The following is a 16,587-nucleotide window of genomic DNA, read 5'->3' as shown; positions in this document are numbered from 1 at the left end:
AAAAAATATTTTAAAAATATAATAAAAAACTAATTTTTTCCTGAAATTATGGAATTAAATAAATCCATCATATAGTTATCTATTTTTGCATTAAATTTAAATGCTTCACTTTTATAATTTGTATTTTGATCAATTAAAGGTTGATATATGCTTGCGTATCTTTTAAATTGGTCATCCATCACAACATCATCTATAGCTTTTTGAACTGGTGATGTTAAACCTACTGATTTAGTATTATCCAAAGCATTTTCATACATAAAATTAATAAAATTATAAGCTAAATCCTTATGTTTTGAATTTTTTGACATAACCATATTGTCTGAAAACACATTAGTTCCCATTCCATTTCTACCTGGTCTACCAAAATAAAATATATTACTTTTATCATTGCTTGCGTTATCATCATCTTCATGATTAAATACTTTATTTGATCAAATAGCATCGCCATTATAAACCATTGCAATATCAAAATTACCAGAACCAAGAGTTGTCATTAACTCATCGCCTTGTAAAAAAACATTATTTTTTGTTACCAAGTTCTTTACATAAACTGATGCAGCATCAATTTCTGCTAAATCATTAGCATTTTCTGTTTGGTATAATTGCTGTAAACCAATTTGAAAAATATTTTTGGCATCAAAATTTAATACCACATTAAACCCAGAATCTGCTGCCTTTTGAAAAATATCTCAACTCAAACTGCTTTCATCAATTTCACTACTCGTATTTGCAGTTAATTTTGCATTATACGTATTAAACAGCCAATCTTTAATTCCAACATGGGTAGAATTCACAACTACAATTAAATCACCTCAAAAATAAGGAACCGAATAATCTGTTATACTCAAATTTTCATTAGAACCAGATTCTATTTTTGAACTGCTCATTACATCCAATAATTTAGATGATATTTCTAAATCTTTATTATCTTGACTTTTATTATAATAATCACTAGAAGCTGTTTTGCCTCACATTTTTAATTTATCAACATTCAATTTTTCAAGTCTGTTTTCTTGTTCTAAACGTTGAACCATATAATCAGATGGCATCATAACATCATAATCAATCGTATAAAGTTTATTATACAATGTTTCATTACTATCATATTCTTGATAATTAACATTAACATTAAATTCGTTTTCAAATTTACCAATTAAATCTATATCAATATATTCTCCTCAATTTGCAATTATTAAATCATATATATTATTTCTAATATATGCAACAGTTAGCCCTGTAAATGATGCAGCAAACACAATCAAAGCAACTAGTCATTTTCAACTTCTGGATATTCAAATTTTAGGTCTGTATTTATCATTATCTGGATTTAAAATTTCAGCTATTTTTCTACTAATAACTTTATATAAATCATCTAATTTTTGCTCTTTATTAATTAATTTATGTCGATAAAAATTTAATCTTTGTTGCATTTTATCTATATTAATTTCAGAAACCAAAGGAATTCTAATGAATACTTTATTTTTTATCTCGTTCAATTTTACTGCAATGTCAACTTGTTTTTTAGTTTTAATTTTTTGAATTTCTTCTATTCTATTAACTGCCATACGTAATTTATATTTTATTTTTCCCTCAATAAGAATTGCTTTTTTAAATTCTAATGCTTTATATTTTTTTGCATATCAACGCTCACTTTTTTTTGATATATTTGCAGTATTTAATTGATTATTTTTTAAATTAAAAATTAAATCATCAATTCCATCTATTTTTTCTTGAATATGTCTTGCATGATTATCATATCAATTTATTTCTAGACGTTGTTTTTCGACTTTATTTTCTAACTTTACTAAAGCGTTTTGAATTCTTTGCTTACGTTGTTTTTTTTCATTATTAATTATTAAAGTTTTTAATTGCTCAAGTCTTTTTTTAGATTTTGCGTTATTTATACGTAATTTTTTTTCATATCTAATTTCATCTTTTAAACGATATATCTTTCATTCCAGTTTTTGAATTTTTTGATCATATCTTTTTATTTTAATTAACAAAATTTTAATTTTTAATCAAATATATTTAATAAGTAAAATTAAATTACCCGTTATTTTTATTTTTGTTTTAGAATTTAATATTTCTTGATATTTATTAATTTTTTTTTGCAAATTCATAACTTGTTTCAATTTATATTTTCCATCTCGAATTTGTTTAATGCTTTCTTGTTTTTTTTGTGAAATAATATTAATTATATTTCAGATAATAATTGCAAATGCAATGATAGCAACTAATATAGTACCAAATGCAAATACATATGGTTTAATTTTTTTAGCAGAATAAATAAATGTAGAAACATTTGTATCACCACCACTTGTGAAATATGAAATAATAAAATCATCAAACGACATTGCGAAACAAATTACTGTTGCAGTAATTATCACTGGCCTCAACATAGGTAAAATTATTTTAAAAAATGTTTGAAATTTTGATGCACCCAAATCAGATGAAGCATTAATTAAATTCTTGTCAACAATTTTAATTCTTGGCATTACTGTGATCAAAACATATGGAACGTTAAAAGAGACATGGGCCATAATTAAAGTAACGATTCCAAATTTCATACCAGCAATTATAAAAACAGCCATTAAAGAAACAGCAGTAATAACATCTGCATTAATTAATGGAATATTTGCTATTGAAAATCAAGCAGATCTACTAATTGGTTTTAATCTTGATAAACCAACAGAGGCCAAAACTCCGATAATTACGGAAATAGTTGTTGATATCATCGCAACAAATAACGATGTAACTATTGATTTTATAAATGGTGAGTTACGAAAAAAGGTTGCATATCAATCTGTTGTAAAACCGTTTCAATTAAATACCGATTGACCAGAGTTAAATGAAAAAACTATTACAATAGAAATGGGAATATAAATAAATAAAATTATTAAAGCAAAATAAGAAGTTCTAAATAATTTAATCATAATTCTACACTCCTTTTATTTTTGCTCTGCGTTTTGAATATTCTGCTCTGTTTGATAATAATTTAAAGATTATCATTAAAATCAAAATCAAAAAGGCTAAAACTACTGAAATTGCAGCACCATAACCAAAATTTGAACCTTTAAAAAAGTAAGATTCTATAATTGTTGCAATTAATGTTATTTTTCCATTACCAATATAATGTACAACCAAAAGAGAGGTTGATGCTTGAACTATCACTAAACTAAAACCAGTTATCATTCCAAAAATAGTTTGTCTAAAAATCACTGCTCAAAAAGTTCTAATTGAACCTGCTCCTAAATCTCTTGATGCTCTTTCTAATTCGGGGTCAAAAGTTTCTAAAGCATTATATATTGGTGTAATTGCAAATGGTAAAAACATATAGATCATACCAATAATAACTGCAATTGGTGTACCCAATAGACCTGGTGCCAAAATATAAAACAAAGATTGTAAACCCAAAACTTTCATTAACATAGAGATTCAAATTGGCATAGTTACTAATACTCAAATATTTTTTGCCAATAATTTTGATTTTAATCTTCACATTATATATGCAATCGGATATCCTAAAATAATACACAAAAAAGCAGCAATTAATGCATACAGTACTGATAATAACAAAGCCATCATTATATTTTTGTCTGTAAACATTTTAATGAAATTTTCAAATGAAATTTCAAATAATAGCGAATTTCCAGTTGGTTTAACAATTGAATAAACTATAATTCCAATCAATGGAATTATTATCAAAAAAATCATTACAATTATAAACGGTAATACAATTGGAAAAACTGAATGAGAAATTTTGAAAAGTACTTTTGAATTTTTGAATTTTTGTCATTTATATTTTAGTACTCTTTCAGAATTATTAGCCACTGTTTCTTTTTCTGCAGATTCCAAAATTTTTTCACTAATATCTTTTGCTGATTGATTTTCTAATTTTTTTTTCATACTAATCATCTATTTCTTTTCACATAATATGAATATCTTCAACATTTCATTTGATTGCAACTTTTTCATTTTCATCAACTAAATCGGTTGTGTGCACTAATCAATTGCGATATTTTGTTTTTACAATAATTTCTCATCAAACACCTTTAAAAATTGCCGATTCAACAATACCATCAAAATAACCATTTCCAAAATCTTCAATATCTATGTCTTCTGGTCTAATTACAATATCAATGTTTGTCTCATTATTCCCAAAACCTTTATCTACACAATTGAAAATTTTACCATCAAATTTTACTTTTAAATCTTCTATAAATTCACCATTTTGAATAATGTTTGATTCACCAACAAAGTTTGCAACTCAAAAATTTTCTGGTTCATTATAAATTTCTTCTGGCGTTCCTATCTGCTGTATTTTTCCTTGATTTAGTAAAACAATTCGGTCAGATAAAGTTAATGCCTCTTCTTGATCATGTGTTACTAAAATAAAAGTAATCCCTATTTCTTCTTGCAATCTTTTTAGCTCTTCTTGCATTTGCTTTCTCAATTTTACATCCAATGCAGACATTGGCTCATCTAATAATAATATTTTTGGTTTTTTAATTAACGCTCTTGCAATAGCTACACGTTGTTTTTGCCCTCCAGATAATTCATTAATTTTTTTATACTCATACCCTTTTAAACCAACTAAATTTAAATGTTTTATTACTTCTTTAAAAATAATATCTCTTTTTACTTTAGCGATTTTTAAACCATACGCCACATTATCAAAAACATCCATATGCGGAAATAAACCATAGCCTTGAAAAATTGTATTTATCTGTCTTTTTTCAATTGACTGACTTAACAAATCTTTATTTTCAAACAAAACTTCTCCTGCATTTGTTGATTCAAATCCAGCAATAATATTTAATGTTGTTGTTTTACCACATCCAGAAGGGCCAAGCAACGTAATAAATTCTCCCTTGAAAATGTTAAAACTGATACCTTTCAAAATAACATTTCCATCATATTCTTTAGTAACATTACGTAATTCTAAAATATGTTGTTGTTCCATAATCATATCTCCTGTTACAAATTCAAATAAAAACAATACGTAGTTTATACTACATATTTATAGACATAAAAAAATTATGTCTAGTTTCAATTTATAGTTTTGCAACTTATGCGGAGAGAGACTGTGTTTCTAAAACTTTTTCGTATCATTCATTTCTTGCAACAATGACATTAAATCATTCAGAAATTAAATATACCTCTTGTTTACTATATAATTTCTTCATAATTCAACACATCCCTTTTACAATATTTTAAACTTATTCTTAACATAATCATAAATCAATTATGCATATATTACAATATTTTTAATTTTTGTTCAAATTAAATTTTACAATTTTTGCATTTTTAGAAACTAATAATAATCAAAGATGGCCTCTCTAAATAGTGTAGCAAAATGGAGAAAAATGTGATATAATTATTATGTAAAAGTTTTGACACTAGACATAGAGGAGAAATAGAAAATGAATAGAGTAATTTGATTAAGAACATTAACAATTGTTTTAGCAGTATTATTTGATATTGCAATTTTATGCGGAGGTATTATACCGTTTGTTGTAGTGATAAACGCAGTTAATGGCGCTGGTTTAGTACCTTATTTATTAATACCAGTTCTAATTAGTACGGTTATAGTAGGTATAGTATTCTTTATAATCATTATTGTATTAAATATATTTATTATTTCTGTAATTTGAAAAAGAATATAGAAAACACCTTAATTTAGAGTTAAGTCTTAAAATGATAACAGACAATAACAGACAAAAAAGCATATCTAGGAATAGATATGTTTTTTGACTTTTTTATGTGTCCCACTTTTGGGGTTCACGCTAGTTTATAAAATTTATTATATTTATACTTAATAAAATTATAAAACTAATCTATAAATAGATGACTTGGTTCCAGTGCTATCGATATTACCAGTTGAAGCAAGAACAATTCTATTTGGCAATTCTATAATCGCAATAATTAAGTGATCAAAAATTTTGTCTTCTAATTTACCAGTTCCATCACCAACTGAATGATCTATTTTATCTTCATCTGTTAGTTTGTAAATTAAACCATTACTTGTTCCAACTAAAATAGTGCCATTTGATAGCTGTACTATTACTCTCGGATACCCATGAATTCCTACCTCAATATTTCCAGTTCCACCACCAACAGAGGTGTCAATTTTACCTTCAGCTGTTAATTGATAAATTGAACCATCATTTGTTATAACCAGTACATTTCCATTGGCAAGTTGAGTGATTGAAGTAACATTATGGTTTAAAATATTATTAGAAGAATTAAATGAGATATCATTGATTTCATCTACATCTGTAGATCTAAATAAGCCCATATTGGCTCCAATCAAAATAATACCGTTTTTAAGTTGAACAATTTTAGTAATACCATAATTAATTTGTTGATCACTTATTTTCCCGGTTCCATTACCAACTGCTGTATCAATTGAACCTGTTTGCTTAATGATTGTTTTAATTGAAACAGTCACTGTATTTTTAAATTGTCCATAGTGTATCCACGTCGCAAAAATATCTATTTTTCCTAATGTATCTTCACTACCTGCATTGAAATTTGCAATTTCAAATCAAGAAATATCTACTCTTGAATTTATTGATTTTAGTTTAGCTTCATTTAAGCTAAATCATCTTTTTTTAGCTTCTAATTCTGTAATCAACGTTTTTGATGTTTGAAATTCAATATTATTAATTAAAGTTGATAAATCTAAACGTGGAACTGACTTAAATATTATTGAAACATCTTTTACTCCGAACAAATATTTTGAATCGCTCATAGCTGTAACTAACATATTAACTTTATTTACTGAAAAATCATCAGCTTTATTACATCTGCTGCATTTGTTGTAAAATCAGTGTAAAGTTTAGCCTCTGGTGATTCTTTTAATATTCTTTGCTCAACTTGTGCCATTACGTATTCAATAATTTCGGCGATATTTTTTTGCTCAACGTTATGATTATCATCAACATAAACGTTTACAGAATCTAGACTATATAAAGAATTTAAATTTATTTTCTGATTATTTAAAGAAATAGAAACACAAGATATAACTGATGATACACCAGTTAACGTAATTCCAATTACCCCTAATATTTGCAATAATCTTTTCAAATAAAATCATCTCCCCGAACTGATTTACAATGGTTTATCATAAACATTATAAAAAAGCAAGACTTTTTTAAAATTATTTAGATACAGATAAGCCATTTATAAATTATTAAGAACAATTAAGCAATATCTATATTTAATAAGTTAAGTATTATTTTCTTTATTTGTGCTTACAGGGTCATCTGATTTTAATGAATCTAAAATCACCTTTTTATTTTTATTTATATAATCGCACATTGAAATAATGGCAAATAAAGTAGCTAAATACATTGGAATCAAAGCCAATTGATTAATTCATCCATATTCATCATAAATTCATGTCTCATTTCAAGAACCTCCAAATGTATGGAAATTAATAAAAAACAAGATAAACAGTCCAATCATTTGAATAGCTGTTCTTCATTTGCCTAAAGGACCAGCACCCATTAATATATTTTTTGATGATAAAATTTGTCTTAATGCATCTATTGTAAAATCTCTAATAAAACCTATTAATACCATTCAAATAGGTAATATTTGCATAACTGCAAAAATAATAATCACTGAATTATTTAAAATTTTATCTGCTGCTGCATCTGCAAACTTACCAAATGTAGTTGTTTGATTATATTTTCTAGCAATTCAGTCATCCAAAAAATCAGTAAATGCAACTATCCGAAACACAATTGCTGCTATGATCCAAGCAATTTTTAAATGATACGTTCCAATTGAAATTTCGTTTGCTCAAAGATTTCATTGGCTAAAAGCACGTAACCTGAAATTAATAATAAAACAATTGCTAATGGAAATAAAATTAATCTTAAAATAGTAATTTTATTTGCTAAATTCATAAATATGTTTTCTCATCATATGTTAAATTACATCAATTAACTATTAATAAAACTTAAAACTTATATTATTCATTCCTTGAAATAATATCATCATCTGAATAATTTGGTTTTAATTCGGGTTCTCTTACTTTATTTTTAAATCACTTAAATTTACCTTCAAACGGATGTAACTCTCTGACTTTTCAATACAAATCCTTATTTCAATCATTTCCAAGAGATTTTCAATTATATTTGTGATTATCTAATTTAAATTCATTTAGCTCTTTCCCCATATTCAAAGCAGTCAAACCATCAATTATTCATTTTGCTTTATAAGAACCAAATAAAATTTCTCTATTTCTTAAAATTGACATCCCTATTCCCAATGAAATGAATACCGCAAAAAATATTCATAAAATTCCTCATTGCATTAGGATATACAAAGTATCAGCTAAATTTATACCAATTGATCCTATTCCATAAACTATTGATCCTATTCCATGGAGAGCATATGTAAATGGAACTATATTTGAAACAAAATCAAAGAAACCAAATTGCATAAAGGCTGGAAATGTACCTCAACCAGATGCTAAATTTAAAACCATATAAACAACAACAACAAATTTGCCAACCGTTTCATCTTTTAAAGAAAATCACAGTGAAGAAATTATTGCAACAAATGTCGCTTCTATTGCAAGCAATCATAATCAGAGTAATAAAATTGTTCCTGCACCTAACACTCATCAACCTGCAGCTACTACTGCTAGAGTTAATAAAGTGACTTGCAAGAATCCAGTAATCATCATTAAAGTGACTTTACCTAAGTAATATTGTATTGCATTTGCTTTTTTAGAACGTTTAGCTCTATCATAAACAAACGTTTGCATTAATGTTCCAACAAACATACCAATTAATAGAAAGAATTCTCCAAGTCCAATACCATATAGTCCATTTTCAATACCTTGAATTTCAATATTAAAAATTCCACTGATGTTTTTTGGAGCATCTGTTATTTTAGAAACCATTTCACTTAAAATAGCTGCTAATGTTGATCCAGAAAAATTAGTTTTTAATCAAGTTTCCAAATTTTGTTTAAATAATTGAACTTGTGCATATTGTGTAATTTCATCAGTTCCATTTGTAAACAATTTAGTTAAAGTCAAATTACCATCTACACTTGTATCAAAAAAAGGTACAGCTTTTTCGATTGAATTAACAACCGTTTTATTATTTAAAGCCATACTAATATATGATGAACCGAAAGCATTAACAGCAACTTTTTGATTATCTGTACGTCAATCTATTTCGTGAGCGTAATCTCATAAAATTTTATTGATTACTTGTCTATTATTATATAAAGATTCAATTTTTGTTTTTAAACTTCCCAAATTATTTGATGTATCTAATGAAATTAAGAATTTAAAGATATCAGATTCAACAATATTATGAAAATTTGTAATCATTTTTTTAACATAACCAGTATCTTTATAAACTCCAGTATTTGTTGGATCTAATTGTGAGTTTGTCTCTGAAATATTACCAAATAAAGAATTTGTAGTGTCTGATGTTGTATCTGAAAGAACATATCTATTATCTGCTGCAGCTTGTGAATCATTGTTTGTTGTTCAATCAACTAAATTTGCATTACTTGCTGTGTCGATAATTTGTGTTGGTGCATTGTTTTTGGCATCATCAAAAGTTATAGCGTTATTATCAATAATTTTATCAACTATTGCACTAATATCATCATTGATATCATTTATAATTAAATTACCAGCAACATTAAGTAGTGAACCTATTAAATCAATTAATAATGCAGATTTAAATTCTCCTACTGTATTTAAATAATAACCAAAAATAAAGTTATGTGAAAATGTCGATCACATATCTATACTTGGTATATCTTTATAATCAAAACTAGGATTTAATGAATCAAATGTTAATACATTACTTAAATTAACTAAGATAGTTTGCAGAAAATTTTCTTTAATCAAAAATTGCACATAATATTTTTTATCTTTAAAAGCATTTTTTGCATCATCATTTTTTAAGTAACTAATGTTGTTAAAATCTATACTTTGACCTGCTGCATTTATTGATACTGAAAATTTAGTTTCTGTGTCTTGCCTTGTAATATCTTGTTTTGTCAAAACATTTTTAAATAAATCTCAAGTATTAAAATATTTTATACTATATAAATTTTCATCTATTGTTATTGATGATGTGGAATCATTTAAAACAGTTACGGATTTACCGTTATTATCATGGAATCAGTTTTTATATTTGAAATTTTCTTCACCAAATTTACCATAAACATTTTCATCTACAATAATTTTTGAATCATCCACAACATAAAATTTTGAAGTAACAACTTGTGTTAAATCTTTTTCTTTTATAATTAATGTTTTTTTTGCATCTTCATCCAAAAATGCCATTGATGCTTTACCAATATTTGGAATTGGGTTTCAAAAAGCTACAATACATATAATGGCATAAATAATTGGTACAATACAAATTCCAAAAAATTTAATTAGTCTTTTTCATGAAGATAAAACTCTAAATTCAAAATCTGTTTTAAAAGATAACCATCAATTTTTCATTTTCTATTTCTTCTTTCTGCACATTTGTATAATAAATAGCAAAATAATTATTATAAAAGATATTAACGTTTACGTAATGGAATAATAACTTCTTTAAGCGCTTCAAAAATAAATGCAAAATTTTGGCCAGGATTCTCTGCAATATATAATTCTTCTCAATCATTCAATGCCACAAGCGCTTCATTATATAATTGTTCACCCAATTCAGTTGCAAAAATTTTATTTTCTCTTTTATTTTCTTGATTGTGAACACGTTTAATGAATCCTTTTTTTTCTAACGTATCTATTCTTCTTGCTGCTGTTGATTTATCAACACCAAAAAATTTTGATGTTAATTCTTGTGATAAACCAGGAGTAACAACAGCCCCTATTACAAAACAAAATGCATTACGTTTTAATTTGAATTGTGCAATTCTTCTTTCCACAAATTCTATTGCTCTTTGAGACATAACATATAATTTAATTCCCGAAGGTCAATTCATTCTATATTTCATAATATTACCCCTACATTAAATATGTTACATAACTGTTATATTATAATTCTAATTAAAGTAAAATTCAATAATTTTATTCAACCATTCAACCAGTATTGTCTAAAATTATTGAAAATAAAAATTATGCTAATTTTAAATATTGTCCATTAAATATAAAAAATATCTACAAATAGATATTTTTTATAAAATCATTTATAACATTAAAATTTATCTTTCAATTCATAAAAAATTAATTAACTAATTTATAAATTGAACCAATTTTATTGGTTCAAATAGAACTAGTTCCAGCCAAAATGGTTCCATTGGCAAGTTGAGTGATTGCGCGTGCACCTAAATCAATTGTTCCATTTTCAATTTTACCATTGCTCCCACTACCAACAGTTGTATCAATTTTGCCTTCATCTGTTAACTTGTAAATTGAACCAAAATTATCAGAATTTTGTTGACCAAAAGTTGTTCCAGCCAAAATGGTTCCGTTGGCAAGTTGAGTGATTGAATAAACTACTCCATCTAAAGTTTTGTCTTCTAATTTACCATTTCCATTAGTACCAACAGAATGATCAATTTTGCCTTCATCTGTCAGTTTGTAAATTGAACCAGTACTAGTGCCAACTAAAATGGTTCCGTTGGCAAGTTGAGTGATTGAATAAACTACTCCATCTAAAGTTTTGTCTTCTAATTTACCATTTCCATTAGTACCAACAGAATGATCAATTTTGCCTTCATCTGTCAGTTTGTAAATTGAATTAAGGTTAGTTCCAACTAAAATGGTTCCGTTGGCAAGTTGAGTGATTGAAACTATTGTGCTATCAAAAGTTTTATTTTCTAATATACCAGTTCCATTACCTACAGACGTGTCTATTTTTCCTTCATCTGTTAATTCATAAATCGAATTACCAATTCCAGCTAAAATTGTTCCGTTGGCAAGTTGAAATATTTGAAAAATACTATCAATAGTTTCAATTTTTTTATCAATTGTGCCTTCAGCTGTTAATTTGTAAATTGAAGATGTAGTGCTAGCTAAAATTGTTCCGTTGGCAAGTTGAGTGATTGAAGTGATATTTGCATCAAAAGATTTATTCTCTATAATTCCAGTTCCACCACCAACAGAGGTGTCAATAGTTCCTGATTGTTTTATGGTTGTTTTAATTGAATTTTTTGATATATTCAAAAATTCTTTATTTTGCTCTGATTTTGGTGAAACATCTATATTTCCTGGGTGGTCTTTATCACCTGGCTCAAAATTTGATGTTTCAAATCAATCTATATTTACATTTTTATTTGCTGCATTTAAAGTTTCAAAATTGTTATTGAATCATTTATATTTTGCTTCTACTTCTGTAATTGCAATACCAGAAGTTTGATACTCAATACTATTATTTTCTAAAGTGTCCAACTCCAAAAACGAACCAAAGATTATTTCAATATTTGCTTTACCTGTTAAATATTGCGAAGTTGGTGTTGCAGTAATTTCTACTGTAACCCCATCTCATAAATCACCTTCTATTATTACATCTGCTGCATTTGTTGTAAAATCCATTTCGGTAACATTTTTTGTTTCAGTATTTTTATGCAATTGATTTAAAATTTCTGTTTGCACATTTTCAATTGCGATTGGTACATCTTGATTGTCAATATTTTTGTTGTCATTTACTAAATTTGTATACTCTTGAAAAGCAATTTTACTTAAGTCTACTGCTTTATCAACTTGATCTGTAGTTCCACACGCAACAACTGATGTTGCGCCAGTTATTGTAAGTCCTAAAACAGATAACATGCTTAATAATTTTTTCATTTTCTAACATTCTCCTTAACTTTACTGAAATATATTATTACAAATATTAATAAAATACAAATTACATAAAAATATTGATTTATCAAAATTTATAAAAAAATCACAAATATGCAATAATAGAATTTCAGAACAAACATATATGCTAAAAAATTAATTTATTATAAATAAACAATCATTACACATTAATTTCTAAAATGTTTTTACATATTAAAAATATAAATAATTAATATAATAAATTACAAATTAATAATTGTAAAAAAATTCATTTTAAAATATTCATTGGTCAATAGAATTTTAATTAAAAAATACTGAGAAAAATATTTGCTATTGCAATTTATCTTACATAATATTTCTAATAATTTTTCAATTACTCACACTTGTAGCAATTTGCATTCATTTATCATAAATTTATATATTGTCAAGTGTTAAATAAAAATGGTAATTTTAAAATCTATGATGAATTATTCAATATTACAGATAATGTTATGTATATTGATTTTAAAATTAAATATATTGATCCAAAGAATAAACAAGTAAGTAATTATAATATTGTTCTACAATCAACAGGATATGGTGGTAAATTACAATTTAAAAAATTTAATAGAATTTAAAAAAAATAATTATTAAACACACAAAAATAAAAATTAAAAAAATTATATCTATTCTAAGATATGATTTTTTTAATTTTTTATGTGTCCCACTTTTGGGGTTCACACTAACTAGATATGTTTTTTATTTACAATTCTATGTAATTCATTAAAATATAAATTGCATTCAAATTTTTCATTACCTATCAATACCTGTGTATTCTTCTAAAGCTAATTTGATATTTACAACATCTGGACCGTAGATAACTTGAACACCTTCGCCTTTGACAACTACACCAACAGCTTTTGTTTCTTTTAATAACAATTGATCTATTTTTGCTCCATCATCTACAGTAACACGTAATCTAGTTGCACAATTATCTAAAACCTTGATGTTTTCAAGACCACCAAGACCATCTATAATTTTTTGTAAATATGAAATTTCATATCCATCAACTGTACCCATTTTTGATTCTGTTTTTAGCTTATTTTTTGGCTTAATTGATATAGAAATCATTTCCTTATTAATTAAGTCTCACATTTTTTTTGTATCTTTATCTCTTATTACAACTGAACTTTTATTTATAGAGTAATTATTGTAACCCGCTGTTTTAATTGATGCTTCTTGAACACTATTAATATTCAGTAAATTAACAACCAATTCTTTTTTGTCATTTACATCAAAATCACTAATATTTGCATTTCCACCTAACGCAGTTATTAAAGTCAGAATGCCACTTGATTGTTTTTTAGTGCCCTTTGCAAGAGATGACTTAACAGCTTCTAATGCTTTGTCTTCACCTGCTGCTGCTCTTCCTGGAGTTTGATAATTTTTTCATTTAATAATAGCTAAAAATCCAAAGTAATATGCAGGAGCCATTATTAATAATCCATAAATTGGAATTCATAAACAACCATTACGACCAGAGAACATATCTCAAATTGAATTACCTTGGGCAATTCCTATGCCAGATGAATATCCTGGAATCAATCCAAAGAATATATAGTCAATAAATCCAGCCGCAAATCCTTGTCCGACTGTTACATTTAATAAATATGCTAGTGCAAATGAAATTCCAGCCATAAATGCATGAAATACTCATAGTAATGGCGCTACAAATAAGAACGAAAATAACATTGGTTCTGTAATTCCAGTTAAAAATGATGTTGCTGCTGCTGAAACTATAATACCTGCAGCTGCAGATCTGTTTTCTTTTCTTGCCATTTGTAAAATAGCTATAGCTGCAAATGGATAACCATATTGCATAAATGAGAAGCGTCCTGATGAGAAAACAGTTCCTACCTCCATTGTATATCTATTGAATGCAATCGTTCATTTACCATTTACATCTTGAACCAGTTGACCTGAATTAGTTCAAATTGATAACCATTTTTGTCCATCTGATGTATTCAATAAATAATTATATGCATCAGCTGACAAAGTAAATTTGCCTTGACCAACTCAATTCATTTGTTCAAAGAAAATTGTATATGAACCAGAAGTTACTGTTCAACCTGTGATAACTGAAGTGCCACCTTGAATTTCTGGAGTTAATCATTGTCCACCAGCCGATGAATATCAGAATGGTGTATAAAGAACATGGTGTAATCCAGCTGGAATTAACAAACGCTCAAACATTCCAAATAGAAATGCAGCTATAACTCCTGATGCTCTACCATAATTTTCAATTCCACCTACATTCATTCATGTTCCTAAACCAACACCAATGTAATATAAAAGTAGTAAAAATGCTGGCCAAATAAAGAACAATACTACTCCAATACCTATTCCCAATAAAAATGAAGCTATAGGAACAAATTTAATTCCCCCAAAAAATGATAAAATTCGAGGAACTTTAATATTGTAAGTTTTGTTGTGAACAAGTGAAACTAAATATCCAACAAAAATTCCCCCAATAACTGATAAATCTAATGTTGGAGCAATACCCAGAACAGTTTTAATCATTCCTTTATTTTCTCCAACACTCATAATTCCATATTTTCCAGCTAATTTTCAAGGATCAAATAATAATACTTGATCTCCTGCTGAATTAACAGAAGGAATAAATAATGCAGAAATTGTTGCAGTCATAACCACATAACATACAAGGGCCGAAACTGCTGCAACTCCTCCTTGCTTTTTTGCAAATCCAAATGCAACTGATGTTGCAAATAAAACACCTAAACACGCAAAAATAATATTACCAATTGTTTTTAGAATATTGAAGAATTGAACAACACCTTCGCCTCAATTATTCGATTCAGCAGCGGCAGATAGTCCCCCACCAATTCCTAAAAAAATACCAGCAATCGGTAAAATGGCAATTGGAAAAACAATTACTCTAGCTAAATTTTGTAATTTTCCAAAAACAGAATTTGAAAATCTATTTCAGCCTTTACCAAATTTAGTATTATTAAAAGCTTCGAGTTTTTCTGCACGATGTTGTGCACGTTCAATTGCTCTTTGCTGCTTTTCTTGATGTTTAGCCTGTTTTTTTACATCATTATCTGTTGATACCATTTTCAATTGCCCTCCTACTATTTGATGGAGTATTTATGTTTATTCCAAAATGGCCATTACCTTGCCATTTTTTAGAATTAGCTATTCCATCTAAATGAATAGATACATTAATTTTTGTATTCAATAAAGTATTAAACTTGGCTTCGTCCAATAGTTTATCTGTTTCATTTTCACTATCTATTCACTGATAAATAGAAATCTTAAAATCTGTCTCACGTACTGAATTCACAATGTTGACAACAGCCATATTTATTCCATTAATTAAGATTTCATAAGTTAAATCTTTATTATCACTACTTTTTCATTCTCACTGAGAATTTTTGTAAAAACTGGATAATTCCTCTGTTTGACTCATATTTGCTGCTACTTGCTGACTGTAATAGCCAAAGTTAGCAATATTAGCACAAGAAATAACAGAACCAATTGAAATTGGAATCACTGATAAACCAGATATAATTGTTAAAATTTTTTTCACTTATATTTTCCTCCTCACATATATAATAAACAAAAAAAAATTTTTGTAAATAAGTTTTTAAAAATTCACATTTTTTTATTTTTGCCAAAATCAACCAAAAATGTAAATAATTTTGATTGCTTGCACATAAAAAATCACTTTTTGGTTTTATATAGCGTTAATAATAAAGACAATAATTTGTATTTAATTATATGTAAAACAAAAAAATTCTTACAAATTT

14 protein-coding genes are annotated in these 16,587 nt (G+C 26.6%); 2 read left to right on the top strand and 12 right to left on the bottom strand.

Features of this window, described 5'->3' with window-relative positions:
- Nucleotides 1-29: 29 nt before the first annotated feature.
- From AACK85_RS01290 to potA, 3 genes are read right to left on the bottom strand one after another with little or no spacing between them, the layout of a single operon-like run.
- Entirely contained in the window at nt 30-2,933 is a 2,904-nt protein-coding gene (locus AACK85_RS01290) for an extracellular solute-binding protein (protein ID WP_338970302.1), read from the bottom strand.
- Between the two features lie 4 nt (nt 2,934-2,937).
- Nucleotides 2,938-3,906: a spermidine/putrescine ABC transporter permease gene (gene potB, locus AACK85_RS01285; RefSeq protein WP_338970299.1), complete on the bottom strand. Its 969-nt coding sequence runs from the start codon at nt 3,904-3,906 to the stop codon at nt 2,938-2,940.
- A 1-nt stretch (nt 3,907) separates the two neighbouring features.
- On the bottom strand, nt 3,908-4,963 hold the full coding sequence (gene potA / locus AACK85_RS01280) for a spermidine/putrescine ABC transporter ATP-binding protein (protein WP_338970296.1): 1,056 nt from the start codon (nt 4,961-4,963) through the stop codon (nt 3,908-3,910).
- 460 nt (nt 4,964-5,423) lie between these two features.
- Here potA and AACK85_RS01275 point away from each other — a divergent pair, with 460 nt between their 5' ends.
- A complete protein-coding gene (locus tag AACK85_RS01275) occupies nt 5,424-5,666 on the top strand; it encodes a hypothetical protein (protein ID WP_338970293.1) in 243 nt (80 codons plus the stop codon).
- Nucleotides 5,667-5,824: 158 nt separating this feature from the next.
- Here AACK85_RS01275 and AACK85_RS01270 read toward each other — a convergent pair whose 3' ends face one another.
- The 7 genes from AACK85_RS01270 to AACK85_RS01240 all read right to left on the bottom strand — a co-directional run bounded on the left by AACK85_RS01270 (nt 5,825) and on the right by AACK85_RS01240 (nt 12,784).
- Nucleotides 5,825-6,769: a hypothetical protein gene (locus AACK85_RS01270; RefSeq protein WP_338970291.1), complete on the bottom strand. Its 945-nt coding sequence runs from the start codon at nt 6,767-6,769 to the stop codon at nt 5,825-5,827.
- Between the two features lie 11 nt (nt 6,770-6,780).
- A complete protein-coding gene (locus AACK85_RS01265) occupies nt 6,781-7,089 on the bottom strand; it encodes a lipoprotein (protein WP_338970288.1) in 309 nt (102 codons plus the stop codon).
- A gap of 141 nt (nt 7,090-7,230) precedes the next feature.
- A complete protein-coding gene (gene pgsA / locus AACK85_RS01260) occupies nt 7,231-7,749 on the bottom strand; it encodes a CDP-diacylglycerol--glycerol-3-phosphate 3-phosphatidyltransferase (protein WP_422397535.1) in 519 nt (172 codons plus the stop codon).
- A gap of 26 nt (nt 7,750-7,775) precedes the next feature.
- Complete coding sequence (locus AACK85_RS01255) at nt 7,776-7,916, bottom strand: hypothetical protein (RefSeq protein WP_338970285.1); 141 nt, start codon at nt 7,914-7,916, stop codon at nt 7,776-7,778.
- A 65-nt stretch (nt 7,917-7,981) separates the two neighbouring features.
- Nucleotides 7,982-10,495, bottom strand: coding sequence for an ABC transporter permease (locus AACK85_RS01250; RefSeq protein WP_338970281.1), 2,514 nt, complete (start codon nt 10,493-10,495; stop codon nt 7,982-7,984).
- A gap of 62 nt (nt 10,496-10,557) precedes the next feature.
- Nucleotides 10,558-10,989: a MarR family transcriptional regulator gene (locus AACK85_RS01245; protein ID WP_338970278.1), complete on the bottom strand. Its 432-nt coding sequence runs from the start codon at nt 10,987-10,989 to the stop codon at nt 10,558-10,560.
- Nucleotides 10,990-11,218: 229 nt separating this feature from the next.
- On the bottom strand, nt 11,219-12,784 hold the full coding sequence (locus AACK85_RS01240) for a lipoprotein (protein ID WP_338970275.1): 1,566 nt from the start codon (nt 12,782-12,784) through the stop codon (nt 11,219-11,221).
- A gap of 422 nt (nt 12,785-13,206) precedes the next feature.
- Between AACK85_RS01240 and AACK85_RS01235 the strand changes: the two genes are divergently transcribed.
- Entirely contained in the window at nt 13,207-13,395 is a 189-nt protein-coding gene (locus tag AACK85_RS01235; RefSeq protein ID WP_338970272.1) for a hypothetical protein, read from the top strand.
- 175 nt (nt 13,396-13,570) lie between these two features.
- On the opposite strand, the gene AACK85_RS01230 is transcribed toward AACK85_RS01235, so the two are convergent.
- Both AACK85_RS01230 and AACK85_RS01225 read right to left on the bottom strand, forming a co-directional pair.
- Nucleotides 13,571-15,892, bottom strand: a complete 2,322-nt coding sequence (locus AACK85_RS01230) for a PTS transporter subunit EIIC (protein ID WP_338970270.1) — start codon at nt 15,890-15,892, stop codon at nt 13,571-13,573.
- Nucleotides 15,876-16,367: a hypothetical protein gene (locus AACK85_RS01225; protein WP_338970267.1), complete on the bottom strand. Its 492-nt coding sequence runs from the start codon at nt 16,365-16,367 to the stop codon at nt 15,876-15,878. Before AACK85_RS01225 ends, AACK85_RS01230 begins: the two co-directional genes overlap by 17 nt.
- Between the last annotated feature and the right edge of the window lie 220 nt (nt 16,368-16,587).

The organism is Spiroplasma endosymbiont of Labia minor (assembly GCF_964019845.1).
In the GTDB taxonomy this organism is placed as follows: domain Bacteria; phylum Bacillota_I; class Bacilli_A; order Mycoplasmatales; family Mycoplasmataceae.
The sequence above is the reverse complement of the archived record's forward strand: the minus strand, read 5'-3'. Positions and strand labels throughout refer to the sequence as shown.